The organism is Streptomyces sp. NPDC050264 (assembly GCF_040655895.1).
In the GTDB taxonomy this organism is placed as follows: Bacteria; Actinomycetota; Actinomycetes; order Streptomycetales; family Streptomycetaceae; genus Streptomyces.
Genome location: NZ_JBFAKV010000019.1, coordinates 61,418 through 83,800, shown reverse-complemented (window position 1 = coordinate 83,800; position 22,383 = coordinate 61,418). Strand labels below are relative to the sequence as shown.

Here is a 22,383-nt window from a genome sequence, read left to right as displayed (position 1 = left end):
CGGGGAGGGCGCCCCTCAGGCGTGCGGGCCCTCGCCGAGGGCGTTGAACAGGTCGCACCGCCACCCCTGCTCGCCGTCGAAGTCGAACAGCACCGGCGCGTCGCTGAACCACTCGTCGTCCTCGCGGTCCCACACCAGCCGGGCCGCCGTCAGCGCCGCCAGGCCGGCGCGCGCAGCCGCGGCCCGTGCTCGCGGAGCAGCGCGTCGCGGCTCTCCAGCCATCCCGGCCGGTATCCCGCGATGCCGAAGTCGAACATCGGCCCATCCTGGCAGAGGTGATCATCGAGAGGTCTTCACCGCTCTCGTCTATGCGCGTAGAGTCGACGGAATCCGCATCTGCCGCCGCTGGAAGGAAGTGCCATGGACGTCATCTCCGTCATCCGTACGAAGCGGGACCGCGGGCGGCTCAGTGACGCCCAGATCGACTGGGTCGTCGACGCGTACACGCGCGGCGACGTCGCCGACGAGCAGATGTCCGCCCTGGCCATGGCCATCTTCCTGAACGGCATGGACCGCGCGGAGATCGCCCGCTGGACCGCCGCGATGATCAACTCCGGTGAGCGGATGGACTTCTCGGTGCTGGCGCGACCCGCCGCCGACAAGCACTCCACGGGCGGCGTAGGCGACAAGATCACGCTGCCGCTCGCGCCGCTCGTCGCGGCATGCGGCGCCGCCGTGCCGCAGCTCTCGGGCCGGGGCCTCGGCCACACCGGCGGCACGCTCGACAAGCTGGAGTCGATCCCCGGCTGGCGCGCGAACATCACCAATGAAGAGATGATGCGGACGCTCGAGGACGTCGGCGCCGTCATCTGCGCTCCGGGCAGCGGGCTCGCCCCCGCCGACAAGAAGCTCTACGCGCTGCGTGACGTCACCGCGACCGTGGACTGCATCCCGCTCATCGCCTCCTCGATCATGTCGAAGAAGATCGCGGAGGGCACGGGCTCGCTGGTCCTCGACGTCAAGGTGGGCACCGGCGCCTTCATGCGGGAGCTGGAGCAGGCCCGTGAACTCGCCCGCACGATGGTCGGATTGGGCGCCGACCACGGGCTGCCGACCGTGGCCCTGGTGACGGACATGAACACCCCGCTCGGCCTGACCGCGGGCAACGCGCTCGAAGTCCGGGAATCCGTCGAGGTGTTGGCGGGCGGCGGCCCGGCGGACGTCGTCGAGCTCACCCTCGCCCTCGCCCGCGAGATGCTGGACGCGGCGGGCCTCAAGGACGCCGACCCGGCGAAGGCCCTCGCCGACGGCTCGGCGATGGACGCGTGGCGCCGGATGATCGCGGCCCAGGGCGGCGACCCGGACGCCGCGCTGCCCACGGCCCGCGAGACGCACGTCGTGACGGCCCCCGCCTCGGGCGTCCTCACCCGCCTCGACGCGATGGGCGTCGGTCTCGCCGCGTGGCGCCTGGGCGCGGGCCGCTCCCGCAAGGAGGACCCGGTACAGGCCGCGGCCGGCGTGGAGCTGCACGCGAAGCCCGGCGACGCCGTGACCGCGGGCCAGCCCCTGCTGACCCTGCACACGGACACGCCGGAGCGGTTCGCGTACGCCCTTGAGTCCCTGGAGGGCGCGTACGACATCGCGCCCGCGGGGACGGAGTTCTCGGCGCGCCCGATCGTGCTGGAACGTATCGCCTGACCTGGGGTTTCCTCGCACGGGTGAACGGGACCGGTGGACCGCCACCGGTCCCGTTCACCGTGGTGCGACGCGTTCCTGGCACTGAACGAAGAGGCTGTCGATCACAGTCACGAATGGGTCGACCTGATGGACCTCTGGCATCGCATGCAGTGGCCGGAGGGCAGCAAGGTGGAGATCGTCGAGGGCGTCGTGGCGGTGGCGCCGACGGTCTCGGTTCACCACGCACTCATCGCCGCGGACCCGCACCGGGCGCCGCACACCGTGACTCCCGATGATGGGGGCATCTACCAAAGGCTCGCACTCGCTGTCCCGGCGCGGACGCCGTCTCGAGGGTTCCGCTGTACCTCCTCGTCGACGGCTGGGCCCCTGGCGGCCCTACCGTGACGCTCCACAGCGAACCGCGAGGCCGCGTCTACCGTGTTCTGACAACGATCGAGTTCGGGGAGACCATCGAACTCCCCGCCCCTCTCAACCTGACCATCGACACCGCCGAGTTCCCCATCCCCTGAGTCACCCCAGCAACGCCGCCGCCACCACAAGCACCGGCACCGAAGCCATCGTCGACAGCAGGATCGACTCCCGGGCCAGGCGTTCGCCGACCCTGTAATGGCTCGCGTACGTGTACAAATTCTGGGCCGCCGGGAGTGCCGACGTCACCACGACGTCCAGCAGCCGGTCGCCGTGCAGGCCGAAGACGAACGACGCCAGCGCCCACGCCGCCACCGGCTGTCCCACCGCCTTCAGGACTGTCGACAGCAGCACCGGAACCCGGTCCGCGCCGCGCCCGCCCGGCCATGAACTCCCGCACAGCGAAATGCCGAACGCGATCAGGATCGCCGGGACGGACATGTTCGCGATCAGTTCCAGCGGGTCGAAGACGGGGGACGGGACCGTGACGCCCGCCGCGGAGACGAGCACCCCCGCCAGCGCGCCGATCGCGATCGGGTTGCGGAACGGGGTGAGCAGCCGCTGCCCCCACGACTGCCGGGTCCCGGACGCCTCCGCCAGGTCGAGGATCGTCAGCGCTATCGGCGTGACGATGATCTGCTGGAAGAGCAGGACGGGCGCCACGAGCGAGGCGTCGCCGAGTACGTACACCGCGATCGGGATGCCCAGGTTCCCCGAGTTCACGTAGGACGAGCACAGCGCGCCGATCGTGGTGCGGCCGACTCCCCAGCCGCGTACGACACCCACCGCGATGAAGACACCCGCCATGGCCGCCGTGGACACCGCCGTGACCAGCAGGCTCGGCGACAGGATCAGGGACAGGTCCGCCTTGGCCAGCATCGTGAACAGCAGCGCGGGGGTGGCCACATGGAAGGCCAGCTTGGTCAGGACCTCGCGGCCGCCCTCGCCCAGAGACCCGCGCCTGCCGATGACGTAGCCGACCGCGATGACGATGGCGATGACCGCGAACCCGTTGAGAACCCCTTGCACAGGCTCCAGCCTCGGCCGCGACGGAACCGCAGGTCAACGTTGATCCACATCAACGTGACCCACCCCACGCCGTCACACCTCCACCGGCGGCGATGAGTTCCGCCCCGGCGCACGGTCCTGTCTACGTGGCTGCTTCCTCGTCCCCTCCTGTCGTGGTGGTCGCCGGGCCGATCCGCCCCGGCGACGCGCCCGGGCTGTGCGACCGCGTCCGCGCCGCCCGGGAAAGCGCCCCGGGCGACGGCGGGGCGACCGTCATCTGCGATGTCTCCGGCGTGACCAGTACCGATCTCACCACCGTCGACGCGCTCGCCCGGATGCAGCTCGCCGCCCGCCGGGCGGGGGGACGGATACGGCTGCGCGATCCGTCCCCGAAGCTCGCCCTGCTGCTCCGGCTCACCGGTCTCGCCGACGCGCTGGGCTCAGGCGGGCAGCCGCTCGGGGACACCGAACAGCGGGAACCACCGCTTGCCGAGGTCCAGGAAACAGTGGAAACCGGCGATCCGGCCGTCTGAGATCTCCAGGACCTGGATCGCCCAGGGCACGAACCCGCCGCTGTCCGGGTCCGGCTTGTAGTGGGCGAACGCCGGCGTCCCGTTCGCCACCACCGGCAGCAGGCGCGAGCCCTCGCACTCGTGGCCGATCGTCGTCATGAAGCCCGTGATGTCCTCCGTGCCGCGCAGCCACAGGTCGAACGGCGGCATCGTCATGATGGCGTCCTCGGCGAGCAGCTCGGTCAGCGCCTTCATGTCGTACCCCTCGAACGCCGCGACGTAGCGATCGAGGAGCTTCTGCTGTTCGGCGTCGAGAGGGTCGGCCGTCGAGGAGTCGGCGGGCGGCGCGTCCGCGAGCGTCGAACGGGCCCGCTGCAGCGCGCTGTTGACCGACGCGACCGAGGTGTCGAGCAGCTCGGCGACCTCGCTCGCCCTCCACGCGAGGACCTCGCGCAGGATCAGCACCGCCCGCTGCTTCGCGGGCAGTTGCTGCAGGGCCGCGACGAACGCCAGACGCACCGACTCCCGGGCCACCGCCGCCTCCGCCGGGTCATGGAGCGTCGGCAGGACACGGGCGTCCGGCATCGGCTCCAGCCACACATTGTCCGGGCGCGGGCTCAGCGCGGCCTGCGCGAGCGGGGCCGCCGCCGTCAGGTCCATCGGACGGGCCCGCTTGTTCCCCGCGTTCAACGAATCCAGGCACACGTTCGTCGCGATGCGGTACAGCCAGGAACGGAGCGACGAGCGGCCCTCGAACTTGTCGAAGCTGCGCCAGGCCCGCACCATCGTGTCCTGCACGGCATCCTCGGCCTCGAACGCCGAACCCAGCATCCGATAGCAGTACCCGGTCAGCTCGACCCGGTGCTTCTCCAGGTCGTCGAGCCCGGCCTTCGTCGCAGTGTCGCTCATCGTCCAACGCCCCCATCGCCGCTGTGAGTCCCAGCACTCCGAAAGCTACCGCAGCCCACTGACAACGGCCCCCGGGCCCGCGAAACGCGCAGGTCGGAGGGCCGATGTGGTAACCCCTGAGTCAGTTGTCGTCAGTGTGCGGCGACCGTTCCCGCCGCCGTGCCGCGGCGCTGCGCGCGGGCCGCGTACGTGCCCCACAGCGTGACCGAGACGACGCCGAGCACGGCCACGACACCCAGGCCCACCGTGCCTGCCCAGCCGGCCGCGTGGAAGGCGACGGCGCCGACGGCCGAGCCGACGCTGGAGCCGATGTAGTACGCGGACTGGTAGAGCGCGGACGCCTGCGCCCGGCCGTGCGTAGCGGTGTGGCTGACGGACGAGGACGCCGTCGCGTGCCCGGCGAAGAAGCCCGCCGTGATCAGCACCAACCCGAGCAGGACGACGGGCAGTTGGGGCAGGAGGGCGAGCAGCAGGCCCGCGGTCGTCGTGCCCGCGGCCAGGTACAGCGTGCCGCGCCGCCCGAGCCGCGCGACCAGCTTGCCGGCCGCCGCAGAGGAGACCGTACCGACGAGGTACACCAGGAAGATCGAGCCGACGATGCCCTGCGGAAGGGAGAACGGGGCGGCCGTGAGCCGGTAGCCGATCACGGTGTACACCGCGCCGAAGACCAGCATGAACAGCGCGCCGATGACGTACAGGCGGCGCAGCAGCGGGTTGGCGAGGTGGTTGCCGACGGTCGCGGCCAGGGCGCGCGGCCGCAGCGAGCCCGACGTGAAGTGGCGCGGCGCGGGCAGCAGCATCCGGAATGCGACGGCGCACGCCACCGCGATCACGCCGACGGTGCCGACGGCCGCCCGCCAGCCCCATTCCTGGGCGATCCAGCCGCCGATGACACGGCCGCTCATGCCGCCGATGGAGTTGCCCGCGACGAACAGGCCGATGGCCGTGACCAGCGCCTTCGGCCGCACCTCTTCGGCGAGGTACGCCATCGCGGAGGCGGGCAGACCGGCGAGCGCCGCACCCTGCAGGACGCGCAGCGCGATCAGTACGCCGAGGTTCGGCGCGAAGGGGACGAGCAGACCGACCGCGACGGCGACCGTCAGGGAGGCGGTCATCACCGTGCGCCGCCCGAACCGTTCGGACAGGGCGCTCAGCGGCAGCACACACAGGGCGAGGGCGCCGGTCGCCCCGGACACCGTCCAGCTCGCCGCGCTCGCGCTCGCCCCGAAGCCCGCGGAGACGAGGGGGAGCAGCGCCTGCGTCGAGTAGAGCAGGGCGAAGGTGGCGACACCGGCGAGGAAGAGGGCGAAGCTCATGCGGCGGTAGCCGGGCCCGCCCGGGCTCATGCGCGTGTCGGCGGATTCGTCGGGGGAGCGGGGGGCGGCGACCGCGTCGGTGGAGGCGACCGCCGGGCTACTGGCAGCAGGCATGCCATGAACGTAGAACCCCTTGATTCATGCGTCCAATGCATGAATGCCCCATAATCGTTCCCATGGAGCATCAGCACAGGTCACGTCCGCCCCTGTCGCGCCTCAGTGACACAGAAGACATGTCGAGCGACGAGATCGTCCGGCTGCTCGCCCCGCGGCTCGCCTACTTCGCCGGGGTCGCCCGCACCGAGCACGTCACCCGCGCCGCGCACGAGATGCAGGTCCCGCAGTCGACGCTGTCGCGCGCGATGGTGCGGCTCGAACACGACCTGGGCGTCGACCTGTTCGCCCGCCACGGCCGGACCGTCTCGCTGACGCCGGCGGGCCGCACCTTCCTCACCTCGGTGGAGCGCGCGCTCGGCGAGGTGGAGAAGGCGGCCGAGTCCGTACGCGCCGACGCCGACCCCGAGTCCGGCAAGGTCGCCTTCGGCTTTCTGCACACCATGGGGACGGAGACGGTGCCCGGACTGATCCGCGCGTTCCGCGCCGACCATCCCCGCATCCGCTTCAGCCTCGTCCAGAACTACGGCGAGGCGATGCTGGAGCGGCTGCGCGCCGGCGAGCTCGACCTCTGCCTCACCTCGCCCGTGCCGGACGCCCCGGGACTCGTGGCCCGCCGCCTCGACGAGCAGCGGCTGCGCCTCGTCGTCCCCGAGGACCACCGCCTCGCCGCGCGCAAGCGGATCCGGCTCGCGGAGACCGCCGACGAGTTCTTCGTGACCCTCGAACCCGGCTACGGGCTGCGCCGCATCACCGACGACCTGTGCGCGGAGGCGGGCTTCACACCCCGGATCGCGTTCGAGGGTGAGGAGGCCGAGACGCTGCGCGGCCTCGTCGCCGCGGGCCTCGGCGTGGCCCTGCTGCCGCCACCGGCCGTGCCGCGCCCGGGAGTTGTCGAACTGGCGGTCACCGGACAGCGCGCCGTCCGCGAGATCGGCGTGGCCTGGCTGGAGGGGCATCCGGACACGCCTCCCGTGGCGGCGTTCAAGAAATTCCTGCTGTCGCGGCGCGGCAGGCTCCTGCCGGAACAGACGTCCGCCGGGTGACCGACACTTGGGGGAGCGGAGTGAACCGGGGCGGGACTGCGAAGGGGGTACGGACGTGGTGGACGGAGCGGGAGAAGCCGGCGCGAGATCCGGGGCGGAGGGACGGCGCACCCGCCTGCTGGGCCGGTTCGGCGTGTCCCTGGTCGTGATCGGTCTGCTGCTGTTCGCCCTCGTGCCGTTCGCCGAGGCGGACAACAGGGCGTACGAGTCGGCGCCGGTCTGCCCGGCCGGGCAGCGGGCCGACGACTGCCGGGCGGTCCTCCCGGCGACCGTCGTGGACAAGGGCACCGAGACCAGCGGCAAGAACGCCAAGTACTACCTCTATCTGCGGGGCACCGGCGGTTCCGCGGAGGCCGAGCACAAGGTGCGGCTCCCCGACGACAGGCCGATCTACGACCGCGTGCACCGCGGCGACCGGGTCACGGCCACGTACTGGAAGGACCAGGTCCGCGTCATCCGGGTCGGCTCCGATACGCAGCGGAGCCAGCTGTCACCTGTGCACGACGGCCGGCTGCCCGGGGCGTTCGCCGTACTGACGCTGGCCGTCGGGCTCGGGCTGCTCTGGCTCTGGTGGTGGGCGCGGTACCGGCCCGCGCCCAAGGGATCCGTCCAGTCCTGGAAGCCCGGCGTCGGTCTCGTGGCGGGCGTGCTCGTGGCGGGCGCCGCGCTCCCCGTCATGCTGCTGGCCGTCGACGACGTCGCGGCGGGCCTGCGGTTCGCGGCCGGCGCCGCCGTCGTCGCCGTACCGCTGTCCGTACTGCTGTGCTGGTGGGCGACGCGCCGCGTCCGCCGGGGCGTCGCGAAGCTCGTGCCCGTCCCGCCCACCGGGCGGCGCGTCCTGGGCGCGGTGGTGCACGGGGACGTGCCCTACAGCCGGCCGGGCTACAGCCACCTGGTGGTGGGGGACGGGCCCCTGGCCGCCACCCCCGACCCGACGGGACGGGCGGCCCTCGCTCCGGTCCCGGCATCCCTCACGGTGCGGCGCGTGCGCGAACCCGCCGTCGGTGACCCGCCGATCGCCCTCGGCGGCCGGGGCGAGTACACCGTCGTCGTCGAGTGCGTGGACGGCGAGCGAGAGGTGCTGGTCTTCGCCGGGAACAAGCACGCGCCGCGCGTCCTCGGCGCCCTGCTCGCGGCCGGCGCAGAGCCGGCCGGCTACCGGTTGAGCGACTGACCGAACCCCGACGCCAGCGGCATCCGCAGCCCCAGCGGCGGCGGTGCCGCGAGCGCGTCCTGCAAGGGGCGGGAGAAGGGATGGCCGAAGAGGGTGCCGAGCGTGAAGTCGACGGCCAGCGCGGTGACTTCGGAGCGGTGCTGCGCGAGGCGGTGCCCGTCGGAGTGCACCTCGAAGCGGCACACGTCCCGGTTGGCCTTCTTCGCCCGCCCCGCAAGCCGGAACGACAACTCCGGGTCGGTGCGCCGGTCGTCGGTGCCGTGCACGATCAGCACCCGCCGCCCGACGAGCTGTTTCACCGGTTCGGGGGGTGCGGCGACATCGTCCTCCGGCAGCCAAGGGGCCATCGCGAGCACGGAGTTGACGGCCGTGTGCCCGCCCGCGTGCAGCGCCGCGCGGCCGCCCATGTCGAAGCCGACGAGGCAGACCGGCACGTCCCCGTAGCGGCGCACGACCTCGTCCGCGGCCCACTCGGCGTCCCGCGCCGTTTCGGCCTGCGCCCCGTTCCAGCCGCGGTGGCGGTAGTGCACGACATGCGTGACCAGGCGCTCGTCCCGGCCGGAACGCGCGAGGCGGCGCGCGAGCGGCCGCAGTGCCGCGGCCGACAGGGGGGAGGGCCTGCGGGTGGACGTCTGCTCGCCCCCGGGCAGCAGCAGCACCACGCCGCCGACCGCCCCGGGCACGGGTCCGACCGCCTTGCCGAGCCTGGCCTCGCGGACCCGCGTCGCTTGCTGCTGCATGACAGAACAGTGTCAGAAGCGCTGATGTACGCCACCCGTCCGCAGGGTCACTGTTGCGTATCGACGGATCACTTCTTGTCGGCGAACCCATGCGATCTACGCGCGTAGGAGTTAGGGTGCGGAAATGACGAGCCAGACCACCGCGCACCCCAACAGCCCCCGGGCGGCGACCTCGGAGCAGATCCGCCGCGCGCCCAAGGTGCTCCTGCACGACCACCTCGACGGCGGCCTGCGCCCCGGCACCGTCGTCGACCTGGCCCGCGAGCAGGGCTACACGAACCTCCCCGAGACCGACCCCGACAAGCTCGGCATCTGGTTCCGCGAGGCCGCCGACTCCGGCTCCCTGGAGCGGTACCTGGAGACGTTCGCCCACACCTGTGCCGTCATGCAGACGCGCGAGGCCCTCTTCCGGGTCGCCGCAGAGTGCGCCGAGGACCTCGCCGAGGACGGCGTCGTCTACGCCGAGATCCGGTACGCGCCCGAGCAGCACCTGGAGCAGGGCCTCACCCTCGAAGAGGTCGTCGAGGCGGTCAACGAGGGCTTCCGCGAGGGTGAGCGCCGCGCGAAGGCGAACGGCCACCGGATCCGGGTCGGCGCCCTGCTCACCGCGATGCGGCACGCGGCCCGCGCCCTGGAGATCGCCGAGCTGGCCAACCGCTACCGGGACCTGGGCGTTGTCGGATTCGACATCGCGGGCGCCGAGGCCGGCTTCCCTCCCACCCGCCACCTCGACGCGTTCGAGTACCTCAAGCGGGAGAACAACCACTTCACGATCCACGCCGGCGAGGCCTTCGGCCTGCCCTCCATCTGGCAGGCCCTGCAGTGGTGCGGCGCCGACCGCCTCGGCCACGGCGTGCGCATCATCGACGACATCCAGGTCGCCGAGGACGGCACGGTCGAGCTCGGCCGCCTCGCGAGCTACGTACGCGACAAGCGCGTCCCGCTGGAGATGTGCCCGACGTCCAACCTGCAGACGGGCGCCGCCAGTTCGTACGCCGAGCACCCCATCGGGCTGCTGCGCGAACTGCGCTTCCGCGTCACCGTGAACACGGACAACCGGCTCATGTCCGGTACGTCGATGAGCCGCGAGTTCGAGCACCTGGTCGACGCGTTCGGTTACACGCTGACGGACTTCGAATGGTTCACGGTGAACGCCCTCAAGTCGGCCTTCATCCCGTTCGACGAGCGCCTGGCGATGATCAACGACGTCGTCAAGCCCGGCTACGCCGAGCTGCGCTCGGAGTGGCTCTTCCAATAGGACCTCGGCAAGGCCGGGGTCAACATGGGGTTGACGGCGACCGGAGCATCGCCGTCCGGCCTTCACCGGGGCCGTCCCACCCGTCTGACCTGCGGTTAAGGCCTCCTGGCCGAGGGTCGTCAGGACCGGTGGCGCGAGGTCGGCAGTAACTCCTCGGTGATGTTGCGTGTTTGCCGGGCACGGAACCGCATCCCCAAGGAACCAAGGAACAAAGGACCCCATGAAGCAGTCTGCTGCCAAGACCCTCGGTGTTGCCGCTCTCGGTGTCGCCTTCGCCGCCGCCGGTGCGGGTGCCGCGAGCGCCGCCGCCCCGAACCTGCCCGACGCCGCCGGAGCCCTCAACTCCGTGACCGCGGGCCTCCCCCTGGAGCAGGCGTCGAGCGTGCTGCCCGCCGGTGGCCCCGAGGCCGTGTCCGCCGCGCAGAACGCCCTGGGCAGCGGCCTGACCGCCGCCCAGCCCGTCGTCGAGAAGGTCGCGCAGGGCGCCACCGAGGGCGACCCGGTCACCGGGCTGCTCGGTGGCCTGCCCGCCGCGAAGAGCCTGCCCACGCAGGGCCTGCCGGTCGGCAGCGGCCTGCCGGCCCTCGGCTGACCCAGCGCAGGACGAAGGGGCGCACCCGCTACGCGCGGGTGCGCCCCTTTTTCCGTACCGTGACGCGCGTCACCAGGCCTGGCGGGCCGTCTTGCCGTTCTCGCCGGGCAGCAGGATCCACAGCGCGATGTAGAGCAGGAACTGCGGGCCGGGCAGCAGACACGACAGCAGGAAGATCACGCGCATCGTGGTCGCGGAGGTGCCGAAGCGCCGTGCCAGCGCTGCGCACACTCCGCCGATCATCCGTCCGTTGGTGGGGCGGGCCAGGGCGGTCATGGTGGGCTCCTTCGCGAACCTTCGTGGTGTGGTGCTTACGTAATCGAAGGTACGGTCACGAAAGGGGCGAAGCATCAGCTCACGGGGCGACGCCGACCCTGGAAATCGTCGGGGTCGGACCCTGAGCCGGCTCCTTCCGGGGGAGGGGCACGACCTCGGCCCTGCGGCGGAGCCGGGCCCGCAGCGCGGGCACCACGGCGAGATGCGCGAGGGCCACGCCCACGGTGTTCAGCAGCAGCGAGTCGATGTCCACGACCTGTCCGGGCACCCCGGTCTGCAGCAGTTCGATGCCGAGCGAGATCAGCGCGCCCGCCGTGACCGTGCGCACCAGCGAACCCCACACCGACACCTGGAGGCGGCCGCCCGCGAGCGGCAGCAGCACCCCGAGCGGGGCGAGCAGGGCAAGGCCCTCGCCGATGCGCGCGGCGCCCTCCTGCCAGCCGAGCGCCAGATCGGCCCGGATGCCGGCCAGCGGATGCAGGTTCGCGGCGCTGACCCAGGGGACGTCGAGCGGGCGCAGCATGACCCATGCGACGAGCAGGAGGTGCACGGCCAGGAGGACGAGTCCTGCCGTACGGAAGCGGATGACGGCCCAGTGGCCGCCCAAGCTGTGGCGCTGCACGACCCCCTAGACGCCCAGGGCGCGGGGATCGGTTCCGGGGGGCCCACGGAGAGCTGGGTCACTTCGCGACCGGCACCCGCGCCGCACGTCCCCGACGGCAGCCCCCGGGTGTATTGATCATGAGCGTTGTCAACGCTCATGATCAAAACACCTAGCCCACCGTCTCCGCGGGGGCCGGCGCGATGCCCGGACGGGCCTTCACCGCGTCCGAGCAGTCGTAGTCGCGCAGCGGGTCGTCGCCCGGACCGCCGAGGGCCACGTGCTCGCCGTCGTCCGTCGCCACCTTGCTGTTCGCGAACGTGCAGACGATCTGGGCAAGGGCGTACGGGGACAGGTCGTCCGGCGGAGTGTTCAGACGCAGCGCGTCGGCGGGGTCGCCGCCGCGCGGGCCCGAGACCAGCAGATCGGAGCCGACGTCCGTGGTGTACCCGGCCTGCCTCTCCGCCGCCGTCAGTGACTTGGACAACTGCGCGAGGAGCTCCCGGGCGACATCGACCCGCTCCGAGGTCTGATCACGTCGCACGGTGACGGTCCGGTCGACCGTGACCAGCTGCGACGTACAGACGAGGAACACCTGCACCTCGAACTCACCGGCCGTGCGGGCCGCCACGCCGTCCGCGCCGGACTGGGAGCAGCCCACGCGGGTGGGGGCCGCCCCGAATTCGGTGGGCACCTCCGTGGACCGGATCCCGCAGCCGGACAGCAGCACCGCCGTCAGCCCGGCCAGCACCGCCAGACGTCCGGGACGCCCCATGTGACGCCTTCCCTGACGACTCACTTGGCGACACCGCCTTCCGTGGAGTCCTTGGCGTCGGCACCGTCGGCACCGTCGTCCGTCTCGTCCTCGGCGGTCGGGGGCAGCGGGGACGCGTCCACCGGCAGCCGCAGCGTGAACACCGCGCCGCCGTCGGGCGAGTTGGCGGCGGTGATCTCACCGCCGTGGATATGGGCGTTCTCCAGGGCGATCGACAGCCCCAGACCGCTGCCCTCCGACCGCGGCCGGGAGGCGCTCGCCTTGTAGAAGCGGTCGAAGACGTGCGGCAGGACGTCCTCGGGGATGCCGGGCCCGTGGTCGCGTACGGCGATGACGAGGACGCCACCCTCCTGCGGCTCCGTCGTCACGGAGACGCGCACCGGGGAGCCGCCGTGCTTGAGGGCGTTGCCGATGAGGTTGGCGAGGATCACGTCGAGGCGGCGCGGGTCCAGCCGGACCATGTTGCCGCGCTCGGCGTCGAGCTCCACGGCGTCCAGCCAGGCGCGGGCGTCGATGCAGGCGGTGATCTGGTCGGCGATGTCGACGTAGTCCACGACGAGCCGGGCGGTGCCCGCGTCGAAGCGGGTCACCTCCATGAGGTTCTCGACCAGGTCGTTGAGGCGCCGGGTCTCGCTGACGACGAGCCGGACCGCGGGCTCGATCATGGGGTCGACGGAGCCGGTCTCCGCGTCGAGCTCCTCCTCCAGGACCTCGGTGACGGCGGTGATCGCGGTCAGCGGCGTACGGAGCTCGTGCGACATGTCGGCGACGAAGCGGCGCGAGGCCTCGTCGCGCGCACTCATGTCGGCGACCTTCTTCTCCAGGTTCTCGGCGGTCTTGTTGAACGTCCGCGACAACTCGGCCAGTTCGTCGGTCCCGGACACCCGCAGCCGGGTGTCGAGCTTGCCCTCACCGAGCCGCCGCGCGGCCACGCCGAGCCGGTGCACCGGCTTGAGCACGGTCGTCGCGGCGGCCTGCGCGAGCAGCGCCGACCCGATCAGCGCGAGCCCGGTGGCGATCCCCAGCGACCAGGCGAGGGAGTTGAGATCCTTGGCCTCCGGTTCGAGCGACTTCAGCATGTAGCCGGTCGGCCCGCCGTCCACCTTCGCGCCGCCCACCAGGTACGGGGTGCTGTCCTGCGTGGTCCGCTGCCAGTACAGGTGGTACGGGTGCTTGTTGTTCTCGGTGATCCGCTGCTTCTTCTCCACCGCGTCCTGCAGCGAGTCCGGCACGTCGGCGACCGTGAAGGCGTCGAGATCCGAATTGCCCACCACCCGGCGGCCGTTCTCGTCCGTGCCGATGAGCAGCACGCTGAAGTGCTGGCTGCTGTTGGCCATCAGGTCCGCCGCGTGCTGCAACTCGCCCTGCGTGGGGTGCTCGGGCAGCACGGCGGCCCGGTTCTGCATCTCCTGGCGGAAGTCGCTGAGCGTCGAGTCCTGGGTCCGCGTCAGCACGGCCTCGCGGTTCAGCCAGTACGCGATCCCGGACGCGGAGACCGCGGCCGTCAGGGCGACGAGCGCGAACACCACGACGAGGCGCAGGCGCAGGCTGGTGAAGCGCAGGCCGGCCAGTATCGCCCTCTTCGCCGCGGCCCAGCCACGGAGCTTGTCGTGCGGCTGTGTCACTGAGGCGTGTCCAGCCGGTAGCCCACCCCGCGCACGGTACGGATCAGGGTCGGCGACGACGGCACGTCCTCGATCTTCGCGCGCAGCCGCTGCACGCAGGCGTCGACGAGACGGGAGTCACCGAGGTAGTCGTGCTCCCAGACGAGACGCAGCAACTGCTGGCGGGACAGCGCCTGCCCGGGACGCCGGCTCAGTTCGAGGAGCAACCGCAGCTCGGTGGGGGTCAGCTGCAGGTCCTCGCCGTTCTTGGTGACGGTCATCGCGGCGCGGTCGATGACCAGCGAGCCGAACGACGCCGCGTCGTTGGCCTCGCGCTCCCCGCGCCGCAGCACGGCGCGGATCCGGGCGTCGAGGACCCGGCCCTGGACCGGTTTGACCACGTAGTCGTCGGCCCCGGACTCCAGGCCCACGACGACGTCGATGTCGTCGCTGCGCGCCGTGAGCAGGATGATCGGCAGCTGGTCCGTGCGCCGGATGCGCCGGCACACCTCGAAGCCGTCGATGCCGGGCAGCATCACGTCGAGGACGATCAGATCAGGCCGCTGCTCGCGCAACAGCTTCAGACCGTCCTCACCGGTCGCAGCGGTGGCCACCCGGTGGCCCTGGCGGGTCAGTGACAGCTCCAGGGCCGTGCGGATGGCGTCGTCGTCCTCGATCAGCAACAGGGAAGGCACGAGCGCCATTCTGGCCCATCGGAGGCCTTTAGTTCGACCGCGCGATCGCTCCCACACCCGACCCGCACAGCCGGAGCCGCTGTGACAGGTCTGTGACAGTCGACGGACACCGTCATGAAGTGGCCCGGGCAAGCTTTTGGACATCGCAGCGAAAGACGGCGATGAAGCAAGGAACGACTGACGGAAGTCCGGACTCCACGACGGGGGCGCGAGATGAACACGCTGCACAGCACCACATCAACCGCAGTTGTCACGCGCCTGCACGACCTGGGCCGTACGGAGCGTCACGAGAAGTCCGGTGCCGTGAGCGGGCGGGGGTGCGCTCGCGGCACCGGGCGTCATAACACCGTGTACATGACGGTGGTTGACGCACACGAGGCGGTGACCGACGGAGCCGCCCACGGGGGAGCCGCGTACAGGGAGGAATCGGGGGAGCAGCGACCGTCCCTGTCGGAGGCCGAGTTCACGGCCTACGTCCAGGAGCGCCGCGCCTCCCTGTACGCAACCGCCTACCACCTGACCGGTGACCGGTTCGAGGCCGAGGACCTGTTGCAGAGCGCGCTGTTCTCGACGTACCGCGCCTGGGACCGGATCAGCGACAAGGCCGCGGTCGGGGGCTACCTGCGCCGCACCATGACCAACCTGCACATCAGCGCGTGGCGCCGCCGCAAGCTGAACGAGTACCCGACCGAGGAGCTGCCGGAGACGGCGGGCGACACGGACGCGATGCGCGGCACGGAGCTGCGTGCGGTGCTGTGGCAGGCGCTGGCGCGCCTGCCCGAACTGCAGCGCACGATGCTCGTGCTGCGCTACTACGAAGGCCGTACCGACCCGGAGATCGCGGAGATCCTCGACATCAGCGTCGGCACGGTGAAGTCGAGCATCTGGCGGTCGCTGCGGCGGCTGCGGGATGACGAGGTCCTGAGCTTCGGCCGGGACCAGGAGGAGTGCTTCGGGGAGCTTGTCGCCTGAGGCACCCCTCCGGGGGGAAACGGGGGCCCTGTTCGGGGGAGCGGGGTTGTTGGAGGCGCGGTATCCGGGGGGATCACGGGGGATCGCCGCGGGGGGAACAGAGCGGGATCAGAAGGCCGGGGGGCCCTTCTGGTCCCGCTTCTTTGCGCGCTCTGCGGTCCTTGAGGCCCGCACAGCTCCTACGACGTGGCGCGTGCTTTGACGCAACGGCCCGCCGCGGCCGCCGCCAGGCGGCCCAGTGCCTCTTCCCTGCCGCAGGCGTGCGCGCCGAGCGCCGCCTGGCGGGCCACGATGGAACGCTCCGCACGCATCAGACGCCAGCCGCGGCGCAGCAGGAACGGGACCGATTTGCGGCCCTCCTTCAGATCGCGGAGCAGCCGGCGGCGGAACGTCGTCGAGGGCCGGCCGCGCAGGCACAGCGCGTCGGCCAGCACGCCGAGTTCCCGGCAGCGCTCCACGATGTCCGCCGCGAAGATGCCCTCAGCGATGAACAGGGGCGTGCGCTCGATGTCGAGCGCCTCCTGGCCCACCCGTGCGCTGGTGACGAGGGAGTAGACCGGGACGTTTGTACGACCCTTCTCGCAGAGCTCGACGATCGCGGCGAGCGCCGCCTCCGTGTCCCAGGAGGCCGGGGAGTCCCAGTCGATGTCCGAACTGCCCGCCACCAGCGGCAGTGTCGGGTCGTCACCCTCCTTGTAGAAGTCGTCGAGACACAGCACGGGAAGCCCGCTGAGGGCGGCGAACGACGACTTTCCGGAGCCGGAGGGCCCTGCCAGCAGGACGACCCGGGTCGGTATCGGAGGATGCGAACTCACGAGAGACCAGTGTGAGGCATGGATGCCCCGAGGCCGAGCCCGCGTGGTGTCGTTGTGGCACGCGACACTTCAACTACGCTAAGTGGTTCTGTCGTTACCCGAATCGGAAGGTCCAGGCGTAAAGATCATGGCCCGACACGCAGTCCGCAAGAACCAGATGCCGACGTCCGGCGCCCGTCGCGCCCTGCTGCGTGCGGGCCTGACCGTGACCGCCGCCGGTGCGGCCGTCGCGGCCGGCGCCGTCACCGCGAGCGCCGCACCTGCGCCGGCCACGACGGACGCGGCGTCCCCCGTCCAGATCCTGACGTCGGCGGTGGGTTCCGCGACCTCGTACGGGCTCGGCCCCGTCAAGGACCTGAAGCTCAACCCGCTGGCCGGTACGGGCACCGACCCCCTGGACAACGCCGTGGGCACGCAGATCGCGGACTTCAAGCCGGTCAGTACGGCGGCGCTCACCGGCCCGCTGGCCGCGGGGAACTCGCTGTCCGAGCTGCCGGTCGTCGGCGCCGCGGCCGGCATCCTGCCCGGCTGACCTAGCCGTCGGCCCCGGGGCCGGTGCGTGTCCGCAGCGGCGTCTCGCGCACCGCCCAGGCGACGGCGAACGCCGCCGCGCACAGCACTGCGGTGCCCAGTGCCACGCCGTGCAGCCCGTCGACGACGCTCGCCCGGAACGCGTCGGGGGCCGCCCCCTCCCGCACCCGCCCCGCGAAGACCGAGCCGAGCACCGCCACCCCCAGCGAGCCGCCGACCGTGCGCAGCAGGGTCTGTGTGCCGTTGGCCGCCCCCAGGTCCCTGGGATCGGCGCTGTTCATGGTGATCAGCATCGCGGGCTGCAACAGGCAGCCGAGGCCGGCGCCGAGGAGCAGGGTCAGCCCCGACGCCGCCCACACCGCGGTCCCGGTGTCGAGCAGGAGCAGCGCGAACGCGCCCGCGGTCGCCAGCGCGCCGCCCGCGATCGGGTAGCGGCGGTAGCGCCCGCCCACGCTCACCCGGCGGCCGATCAGCAGCTGGGCGGCCATCATGCCGAGCATCAGCGGAAGCAGCAGCAGCCCGCTCTCCGTCGCCGACATGCCCCGTACGAGCTGCATGTACTGCGGCAGATAACTGGCGGCCGCGAGCATGGCAGCGCCGGAGGCGAAGGTCAGGACCTGCGCAACCGTGAAGTTCCGGTCGTGGAACAGGCGGGGCGGGATCACCGGCTCGGCCGCGCGCCGCTCCGCCCGCACGAACCCCGCGAGCGCCCCCGCCGAGACGAGCGCGAGCCCCAGGATCTGCGGTGACGTCCACGCGTACGTCGTGCCCGCCCAGTTCGCCAGCAGTGTCAGGGCGAGGATGGTCGCGGTGAGAAGGCCGGCGCCCGCCAGGTCGATACGGGCCCGGATCCGCTGGGTGCGCACCCGGACGCCGGTCCCGATGATCGAGAGGGCGACGGCGCCGACGGGGAGGTTGACGTAGAACACCCAGCGCCAGTCCAGCTGGTCGGTGAGGAAGCCGCCGATCAGGGGTCCGCCGATCATCGCGGCGGGCAGCAGGACACCGATGAGCGACTGCGCGCGGCCGGCCTCCGCCGGGGTCAGCAGCGTCCCGATGAGCGACATCGCCCCGACGAACAGGCCGCCCGCACCGATGCCCTGAAGGGCCCGGAAGGCGATCAACTGCCCCATGTCCTGGGCGAGTCCGCACAGGACGGAGCCGGCCAGGAAGACGGTGATGGAGGCGAGGTAGCCGCCCTTGCGGCCGTAGAGGTCGCCGAGTTTTCCCCACAGGGGAGTGGAGACGGCGGCGGTCAGCAGGTATGCCGTCACCACCCATGACAGATGGGTGAGGCCGCCCAGGTCGGCGACGATGATGGGCAGCGCCGTGCCGACGACGGTGCCGTCGAGGGTGGCGAGCACGATGCCGAGCAGCAGGCCGAGGATCACCGTGCGGGGCGGCGCCGCACCGGTCCCCTCTCCACTGATTCCGGTGGTCTCCGTACGCGTGGCCATGGCTCCCCCTGAGTCTCCCGTGAGTGGTGGACGGGCCGTCAGGCCGCGTACGGGCGGGCCGACTTGGCGTCGCGCAGGGCGTGGGCCCACCAGGCGAGCTGGTCGAGCATCGCCTTCGCCGCGGTGTCCACCGCCGGGTCGTCGACGCGGCCGTCCGCCTCGAACGCGCCGTAGGCGTTGTGGAAGCTGACCGTGTTGCGGATGGTCATGGCGTTCAACTCGGCCATCACGACGCGGAGTTGCTCGACCGCACGCAGGCCGCCGGACAGGCCGCCGTACGACACGAACGCGATCGGCTTGCCGTGCCACTGCTCGTTGTGCCAGTCGATCGCGTTCTTCAGGGCCGCCGGGAAGCTGTGGTTGTACTCGGGCGTGACGAAGACGAACGCGTCGGCGGCGGCGAGGCGCGGCGAGACCAGAGCGAGCGCCTCCACGGTCTCGGCCGGCGCGTCCTGGCCGAAGGCGGGCAGGACGGTGGGCAGCGGGGTCTCGGTGAGGTCGACGACATCGGCGCGCAGGTCGTCGCGCTGACCGAGGTGCCCGGTGAGCCACTTGACGACGACGGGCGCGAAACGGCCCTCGCGGGTGGAGCCGACGAGGACGGCGATGCGGAGCGGAGTGCTGCTGGACACGGTGCTGCTGGACACGGTGGGCCCCCTGGGAACGGTGATTGTGTACGGCGTATCTCTTGGCGTACAACGTACACATCGATGTGTACGGCGTCTACTAGGGATACGCTGTACACAACATCGAGCGAGAGGGGCCGGGCTGTGGCGGCACGGAAGGACGAGGACGGCAAGGGTGAGAGTCGGCTGGTCGAGCCTTCGCTCTGGGAGCGCCTCGAGCGGCCCGCGCCCACGCAGCGCGCCTCGCTGACGCTGGCCCGGATCGCCGCGGCGGCCGTGGAGCTGGCCGACGAGGAGGGCGCCACCGCTGTCACCATGCGGCGCCTCGCCACGAAGCTCGGGGTTGCACCCATGGCCGCGTACCGGCACGTCTCGGGCAAGGGGGATCTGTGGGCGCTCATGTTCGACCGGGTCTCGGCCGGGCTCGCCGTGCCCGACGAGGTGGCGGACTGGCGCGAAGTGCTGCGTTCCTTCGCCCTGCAGACACGCGAGTTGATGCTCCGGCACCCCTGGCTCGGGCAGGTGCCGCTGCCGGTGATCTCGCTGACCCCGGCCCGGATGGCCGTCGCCGAACGGCAGTTGAGGGCGCTGGCCGGCCGCGACCTTGACGTCGACTCGATGATGGCCGCGTTCCGCGCGGTCGGCGCGTACGTCCACGGTGCCGTGCAGGCGGAGATCGCGCTGCGTGAGTACAAGGAGGAGCAGGGCTGGCAGAGCGGCGCAGAGACCCGCCAGGCGCTCGCGCCGCAGATGAACTACCTGATGGGCAGCGGTCGGTACCCCACCTACCAGGAGTACGCCCTCTCCGCGACGCGCAAGGACGACCCCGCCTGGGAGTTCGCGTTCGGCCTCGACTGCGTGCTCGACGGCATCGCGCGGCGCCTCGGTATCTGACGCCCGGGAACGGGTGCGGCCCCGGCCCCTCCTGGACGGAGAAGGGGCCGGGGCCGCACGGGCCGGGCGGTTCTAGTACGAGGAGCCGGACGCGCCCAGCGAACCCGTCGGGTGCCAGACGGTCTTGGTCTCCAGGAACTGCGTCAGGCGGTCCGTGCCGGGGTCCGCGGAGAAGTCCTCCACAGGCTGTGGACGGCGGACGCGCTTCAGATTGTCCGCGGCCGCGATCTCCAGCTCCTTCGCGAGAGCCGGGTCGGCGCCGGTGAGGTCGATGCCGTTCACGTCCTGGTGCGCGGCGAGCGACGGCGCGATCTCCGACGCCTTGCCGGACAGGATGTTCACCACGCCGCCCGGCAGGTCGGAGGTGGCCAGCACCTCGCCCAGGGACAGGGCGGGCAGCGGCGAGCGTTCGCTGGCGATCACGACCACCGTGCTGCCGGTCGCGATGACCGGGGCGATCACCGAGACGAGCCCGAGGAACGAGGACTCCTGCGGCGCGATCACGGCGACGACGCCGGTCGGCTCGGGCGTCGAGAGGTTGAAGAAGGGCCCGGCCACCGGGTTGGCGCCGCCCACGACCTGGCCGATCTTGTCGGTCCAGCCCGCGTACCAGACCCAGCGGTCGATCGCCGCGTCCACGACCGCGGCCGCCTTCGACCTGCTCAGGCCCTCCGCCTCGGCGACCTCGCGCACGTACTGCTCGCGGCGGCCCTCCAGCATCTCGGCGACGCGGTAGAGGATCTGCCCGCGGTTGTACGCGGTCGCGCCGGACCAGCCGCCGAACGCCTTGCGCGCGGCGACCACCGCGTCACGGCCGTCCTTGCGGGACGAGAGCGGCGCGTTCGCCAGCCACTTCCCGCTCTTGGAGTCGGTCACCTCGTACACCCGGCCGCTCTCGGAACGCGGGAACTTCCCGCCCACGTACAGCTTGTAGGTCTTGAAGACGGACAGTCGCACCGACTCAGACTTCTCGGACTTCTCAGACATCGAGGTATGCCTCCAGGCCGTGGCGACCGCCCTCGCGGCCGAAGCCCGACTCCTTGTAACCGCCGAACGGCGAGGTCGGGTCGAACTTGTTGAACGTGTTGGCCCAGACGACCCCGGCCCGCAGCTTGCCCGCGACCGCCAGGATCCGCGAACCCTTCTCGGTCCAGATGCCCGCCGAGAGCCCGTACTGCGTGTTGTTGGCCTTGGCGACGGCCTCCTCCGGCGTACGGAAGGAGAGCACCGACAGGACCGGGCCGAAGACCTCGTCACGGGCGATGGTGTGCGCCTGCGTGACGTTCGTGAACAGCGTCGGCGCGAACCAGTAGCCGGCGGCGGGCAGTTCGCACGGCGCCGACCAGCGCTCGGCACCCTCGGCCTCGCCGGTCTCGGCGAGCGCGGTGATCCGGGAGAGCTGCTCGGCGGAGTTGATCGCGCCGATGTCGGTGTTCTTGTCGAGCGGGTCGCCGAGGCGGAGCGTGGACAGGCGCCGCTTCAGGCTGTCGAGCAGCTCGTCCTGGACCGACTCCTGCACGAGCAGGCGCGAGCCCGCGCAGCAGACCTGTCCCTGGTTGAAGAAGATGCCGGTGACGATGCCCTCGACGGCCTGGTCGAGCGGGGCGTCGTCGAAGACGATGTTGGCGCCCTTGCCGCCCAGTTCGAGCGTGGCCTTCTTGTCGGTGCCCGCGATCTGCCGGGCGATCGCCTTGCCGACGGCCGTGGAGCCCGTGAAGGCCACCTTGTTCACGTCGGGGTGCGCGACCAGCGCGGCGCCCGCGTCGCCGTATCCGGGAAGGATGTTGACGACGCCCTTGGGCAGGCCGGCCTGGCGGCAGATGTCCGCGAAGAACAGCGCGGACAGCGGGGTCGTCTCGGCGGGCTTGAGGACGACCGTGTTGCCGGTGGCGAGCGCCGGGGCGATCTTCCACGCGAGCATCAGCAGCGGGAAGTTCCACGGGATGACCTGGCCGGCGACGCCCAGCGCCTTCGGGTCCGGGCCGAAGCCGGCGTGGCCGAGCTTGTCCGCCCAGCCCGCGTAGTAGAAGAAGTGCGCCGCGACGAGGGGGAGGTCCGCGTCCCGCGTCTCCTTGATCGGCTTGCCGTTGTCCAGGGTCTCCAGGACGGCGAGCTCGCGGGAGCGCTCCTGGATGATGCGGGCGATCCGGAACAGGTACTTGCCGCGCTCGGCGCCGGGCAGCGCCGACCACGTACCGAACGCCTTCCGCGCGGCCCGCACGGCCCGCTCGACGTCGGCCTCGCCGGCCTGCGCGACCTCGGAGAGGACTTCCTCGGTGGACGGGGAGACGGTCTTGAAGACCTTGCCGTCGGCGGCCTCGGTGAACTCGCCGTCGATGAACAGCCCGTACGACGGGGCGATGTCGACGACCGAGCGGGACTCGGGCGCGGGCGCGTACTCAAATGCGTTTTTTGTCATGGG

25 protein-coding genes are annotated in these 22,383 nt (G+C 71.6%); 10 read left to right on the top strand and 15 right to left on the bottom strand.

Annotation, left to right across the window (positions count from 1 at the left end):
- Positions 1–15 precede the first annotated feature (15 nt).
- Positions 16–222 carry a hypothetical protein gene (locus tag AB0J02_RS29515; protein WP_363196842.1) on the bottom strand — a complete coding sequence of 69 codons (207 nt, stop codon included), beginning with the start codon at positions 220–222 and terminating at the stop codon, positions 16–18.
- A 138-nt stretch (positions 223–360) separates the two neighbouring features.
- Here AB0J02_RS29515 and AB0J02_RS29510 point away from each other — a divergent pair, with 138 nt between their 5' ends.
- A complete protein-coding gene (locus tag AB0J02_RS29510) occupies positions 361–1,638 on the top strand; it encodes a thymidine phosphorylase (protein WP_363196841.1) in 1,278 nt (425 codons plus the stop codon).
- A gap of 380 nt (positions 1,639–2,018) precedes the next feature.
- Positions 2,019–2,147 (top strand): hypothetical protein, encoded by a 129-nt coding sequence (locus AB0J02_RS29505; RefSeq protein ID WP_363196840.1) that lies wholly within the window; start codon positions 2,019–2,021, stop codon positions 2,145–2,147.
- Position 2,148: 1 nt separating this feature from the next.
- Here the strand turns inward: AB0J02_RS29505 and AB0J02_RS29500 are convergent, their stop codons facing one another.
- Positions 2,149–3,075: an AEC family transporter gene (locus AB0J02_RS29500; RefSeq protein WP_363196839.1), complete on the bottom strand. Its 927-nt coding sequence runs from the start codon at positions 3,073–3,075 to the stop codon at positions 2,149–2,151.
- A 92-nt stretch (positions 3,076–3,167) separates the two neighbouring features.
- Between AB0J02_RS29500 and AB0J02_RS29495 the strand changes: the two genes are divergently transcribed.
- Positions 3,168–3,587, top strand: a complete 420-nt coding sequence (locus tag AB0J02_RS29495) for an STAS domain-containing protein (RefSeq protein WP_363196838.1) — start codon at positions 3,168–3,170, stop codon at positions 3,585–3,587.
- Here the strand turns inward: AB0J02_RS29495 and AB0J02_RS29490 are convergent.
- Together AB0J02_RS29490 and AB0J02_RS29485 are read right to left on the bottom strand one after the other, a co-directional pair.
- Complete coding sequence (locus tag AB0J02_RS29490) at positions 3,495–4,475, bottom strand: sigma-70 family RNA polymerase sigma factor (RefSeq protein WP_363196837.1); 981 nt, start codon at positions 4,473–4,475, stop codon at positions 3,495–3,497. The two genes, AB0J02_RS29495 and AB0J02_RS29490, sit on opposite strands and share 93 nt — an antisense overlap.
- 131 nt (positions 4,476–4,606) lie before the next feature.
- Positions 4,607–5,905, bottom strand: coding sequence for an MFS transporter (locus AB0J02_RS29485; RefSeq protein ID WP_363196836.1), 1,299 nt, complete (start codon positions 5,903–5,905; stop codon positions 4,607–4,609).
- A gap of 62 nt (positions 5,906–5,967) precedes the next feature.
- Here AB0J02_RS29485 and AB0J02_RS29480 point away from each other — a divergent pair, with 62 nt between their 5' ends.
- The gene (locus AB0J02_RS29480) at positions 5,968–6,951 is read left to right on the top strand and encodes a LysR family transcriptional regulator (RefSeq protein WP_363196835.1); all 984 of its coding nucleotides are present in this window, start codon (positions 5,968–5,970) and stop codon (positions 6,949–6,951) included.
- Positions 6,952–7,006: 55 nt separating this feature from the next.
- Positions 7,007–8,125 carry a hypothetical protein gene (locus AB0J02_RS29475; RefSeq protein WP_363196834.1) on the top strand — a complete coding sequence of 373 codons (1,119 nt, stop codon included), beginning with the start codon at positions 7,007–7,009 and terminating at the stop codon, positions 8,123–8,125.
- On the opposite strand, the gene AB0J02_RS29470 is transcribed toward AB0J02_RS29475, so the two are convergent.
- A complete protein-coding gene (locus AB0J02_RS29470) occupies positions 8,107–8,865 on the bottom strand; it encodes an alpha/beta hydrolase (RefSeq protein ID WP_363196833.1) in 759 nt (252 codons plus the stop codon). The genes AB0J02_RS29475 and AB0J02_RS29470 overlap by 19 nt on opposite strands.
- A 124-nt stretch (positions 8,866–8,989) precedes the next feature.
- Between AB0J02_RS29470 and AB0J02_RS29465 the strand changes: the two genes are divergently transcribed.
- Both AB0J02_RS29465 and AB0J02_RS29460 read left to right on the top strand, forming a co-directional pair.
- Positions 8,990–10,123, top strand: coding sequence for an adenosine deaminase (locus AB0J02_RS29465; protein ID WP_363196832.1), 1,134 nt, complete (start codon positions 8,990–8,992; stop codon positions 10,121–10,123).
- Positions 10,124–10,343: 220 nt separating this feature from the next.
- On the top strand, positions 10,344–10,715 hold the full coding sequence (locus tag AB0J02_RS29460) for an ATP-binding protein (protein ID WP_363196831.1): 372 nt from the start codon (positions 10,344–10,346) through the stop codon (positions 10,713–10,715).
- Between the two features lie 69 nt (positions 10,716–10,784).
- On the opposite strand, the gene AB0J02_RS29455 is transcribed toward AB0J02_RS29460, so the two are convergent.
- From AB0J02_RS29455 to afsQ1, 5 genes are all read right to left on the bottom strand, one after another.
- Positions 10,785–10,991, bottom strand: a complete 207-nt coding sequence (locus AB0J02_RS29455) for a PspC domain-containing protein (protein WP_363196830.1) — start codon at positions 10,989–10,991, stop codon at positions 10,785–10,787.
- A 79-nt stretch (positions 10,992–11,070) separates the two neighbouring features.
- A complete protein-coding gene (locus AB0J02_RS29450) occupies positions 11,071–11,613 on the bottom strand; it encodes a VanZ family protein (protein WP_363196829.1) in 543 nt (180 codons plus the stop codon).
- A 151-nt stretch (positions 11,614–11,764) separates the two neighbouring features.
- Positions 11,765–12,367, bottom strand: a complete 603-nt coding sequence (locus AB0J02_RS29445; RefSeq protein ID WP_363196828.1) for a hypothetical protein — start codon at positions 12,365–12,367, stop codon at positions 11,765–11,767.
- A gap of 20 nt (positions 12,368–12,387) precedes the next feature.
- A complete protein-coding gene (locus AB0J02_RS29440; protein ID WP_363196827.1) occupies positions 12,388–13,992 on the bottom strand; it encodes a HAMP domain-containing sensor histidine kinase in 1,605 nt (534 codons plus the stop codon).
- Complete coding sequence (gene afsQ1 / locus AB0J02_RS29435; protein WP_363196826.1) at positions 13,989–14,666, bottom strand: two-component system response regulator AfsQ1; 678 nt, start codon at positions 14,664–14,666, stop codon at positions 13,989–13,991. The genes AB0J02_RS29440 and afsQ1 overlap by 4 nt, the downstream gene beginning before the upstream one ends.
- A gap of 213 nt (positions 14,667–14,879) precedes the next feature.
- Between afsQ1 and AB0J02_RS29430 the strand changes: the two genes are divergently transcribed.
- The gene (locus AB0J02_RS29430) at positions 14,880–15,638 is read left to right on the top strand and encodes a SigE family RNA polymerase sigma factor (RefSeq protein ID WP_363196825.1); all 759 of its coding nucleotides are present in this window, start codon (positions 14,880–14,882) and stop codon (positions 15,636–15,638) included.
- Between the two features lie 179 nt (positions 15,639–15,817).
- Here the strand turns inward: AB0J02_RS29430 and AB0J02_RS29425 are convergent, their stop codons facing one another.
- Positions 15,818–16,453 carry an ATP-binding protein gene (locus AB0J02_RS29425; RefSeq protein WP_363196824.1) on the bottom strand — a complete coding sequence of 212 codons (636 nt, stop codon included), beginning with the start codon at positions 16,451–16,453 and terminating at the stop codon, positions 15,818–15,820.
- A gap of 127 nt (positions 16,454–16,580) precedes the next feature.
- Between AB0J02_RS29425 and AB0J02_RS29420 the strand changes: the two genes are divergently transcribed.
- On the top strand, positions 16,581–16,985 hold the full coding sequence (locus AB0J02_RS29420) for a hypothetical protein (protein ID WP_363196823.1): 405 nt from the start codon (positions 16,581–16,583) through the stop codon (positions 16,983–16,985).
- A 1-nt stretch (position 16,986) separates the two neighbouring features.
- Here the strand turns inward: AB0J02_RS29420 and AB0J02_RS29415 are convergent, their stop codons facing one another.
- Both AB0J02_RS29415 and AB0J02_RS29410 read right to left on the bottom strand, forming a co-directional pair.
- Positions 16,987–18,441 carry a DHA2 family efflux MFS transporter permease subunit gene (locus tag AB0J02_RS29415; protein ID WP_363196822.1) on the bottom strand — a complete coding sequence of 485 codons (1,455 nt, stop codon included), beginning with the start codon at positions 18,439–18,441 and terminating at the stop codon, positions 16,987–16,989.
- A 38-nt stretch (positions 18,442–18,479) separates the two neighbouring features.
- On the bottom strand, positions 18,480–19,088 hold the full coding sequence (locus AB0J02_RS29410; RefSeq protein WP_363196821.1) for an NAD(P)H-dependent oxidoreductase: 609 nt from the start codon (positions 19,086–19,088) through the stop codon (positions 18,480–18,482).
- Positions 19,089–19,211: 123 nt separating this feature from the next.
- Here AB0J02_RS29410 and AB0J02_RS29405 point away from each other — a divergent pair, with 123 nt between their 5' ends.
- Positions 19,212–19,961: a TetR/AcrR family transcriptional regulator gene (locus AB0J02_RS29405; RefSeq protein WP_363196820.1), complete on the top strand. Its 750-nt coding sequence runs from the start codon at positions 19,212–19,214 to the stop codon at positions 19,959–19,961.
- A 72-nt stretch (positions 19,962–20,033) separates the two neighbouring features.
- Here AB0J02_RS29405 and AB0J02_RS29400 read toward each other — a convergent pair whose 3' ends face one another.
- Together AB0J02_RS29400 and AB0J02_RS29395 are read right to left on the bottom strand one after the other, a co-directional pair.
- Positions 20,034–20,948, bottom strand: a complete 915-nt coding sequence (locus AB0J02_RS29400) for an aldehyde dehydrogenase family protein (protein ID WP_363196819.1) — start codon at positions 20,946–20,948, stop codon at positions 20,034–20,036.
- Positions 20,941–22,380 (bottom strand): aldehyde dehydrogenase family protein, encoded by a 1,440-nt coding sequence (locus AB0J02_RS29395; protein WP_363196818.1) that lies wholly within the window; start codon positions 22,378–22,380, stop codon positions 20,941–20,943. The genes AB0J02_RS29400 and AB0J02_RS29395 overlap by 8 nt, the downstream gene beginning before the upstream one ends.
- Between the last annotated feature and the right edge of the window lie 3 nt (positions 22,381–22,383).

What these genes read in the sequence shown, in the direction of transcription:
- AB0J02_RS29445 (WP_363196828.1), bottom strand. Translation starts at nt 12,367, where the DNA reads ATGGGGCGTCCCGGACGTCTGGCGGTGCTGGCCGGGCTGACGGCGGTG.
- AB0J02_RS29470 (WP_363196833.1), bottom strand. Translation starts at nt 8,865, where the DNA reads ATGCAGCAGCAAGCGACGCGGGTCCGCGAGGCCAGGCTCGGCAAGGCG.
- AB0J02_RS29480 (WP_363196835.1), top strand. Translation starts at nt 5,968, where the DNA reads ATGGAGCATCAGCACAGGTCACGTCCGCCCCTGTCGCGCCTCAGTGAC.
- AB0J02_RS29430 (WP_363196825.1), top strand. Translation starts at nt 14,880, where the DNA reads ATGAACACGCTGCACAGCACCACATCAACCGCAGTTGTCACGCGCCTG.
- AB0J02_RS29490 (WP_363196837.1), bottom strand. Translation starts at nt 4,475, where the DNA reads ATGAGCGACACTGCGACGAAGGCCGGGCTCGACGACCTGGAGAAGCAC.
- AB0J02_RS29465 (WP_363196832.1), top strand. Translation starts at nt 8,990, where the DNA reads ATGACGAGCCAGACCACCGCGCACCCCAACAGCCCCCGGGCGGCGACC.
- AB0J02_RS29420 (WP_363196823.1), top strand. Translation starts at nt 16,581, where the DNA reads ATGGCCCGACACGCAGTCCGCAAGAACCAGATGCCGACGTCCGGCGCC.
- AB0J02_RS29515 (WP_363196842.1), bottom strand. Translation starts at nt 222, where the DNA reads ATGGCTGGAGAGCCGCGACGCGCTGCTCCGCGAGCACGGGCCGCGGCT.
- AB0J02_RS29415 (WP_363196822.1), bottom strand. Translation starts at nt 18,441, where the DNA reads ATGGCCACGCGTACGGAGACCACCGGAATCAGTGGAGAGGGGACCGGT.
- AB0J02_RS29400 (WP_363196819.1), bottom strand. Translation starts at nt 20,948, where the DNA reads ATGTCTGAGAAGTCCGAGAAGTCTGAGTCGGTGCGACTGTCCGTCTTC.
- AB0J02_RS29510 (WP_363196841.1), top strand. Translation starts at nt 361, where the DNA reads ATGGACGTCATCTCCGTCATCCGTACGAAGCGGGACCGCGGGCGGCTC.
- AB0J02_RS29460 (WP_363196831.1), top strand. Translation starts at nt 10,344, where the DNA reads ATGAAGCAGTCTGCTGCCAAGACCCTCGGTGTTGCCGCTCTCGGTGTC.
- AB0J02_RS29495 (WP_363196838.1), top strand. Translation starts at nt 3,168, where the DNA reads ATGAGTTCCGCCCCGGCGCACGGTCCTGTCTACGTGGCTGCTTCCTCG.
- AB0J02_RS29485 (WP_363196836.1), bottom strand. Translation starts at nt 5,905, where the DNA reads ATGCCTGCTGCCAGTAGCCCGGCGGTCGCCTCCACCGACGCGGTCGCC.
- AB0J02_RS29455 (WP_363196830.1), bottom strand. Translation starts at nt 10,991, where the DNA reads ATGACCGCCCTGGCCCGCCCCACCAACGGACGGATGATCGGCGGAGTG.
- AB0J02_RS29395 (WP_363196818.1), bottom strand. Translation starts at nt 22,380, where the DNA reads ATGACAAAAAACGCATTTGAGTACGCGCCCGCGCCCGAGTCCCGCTCG.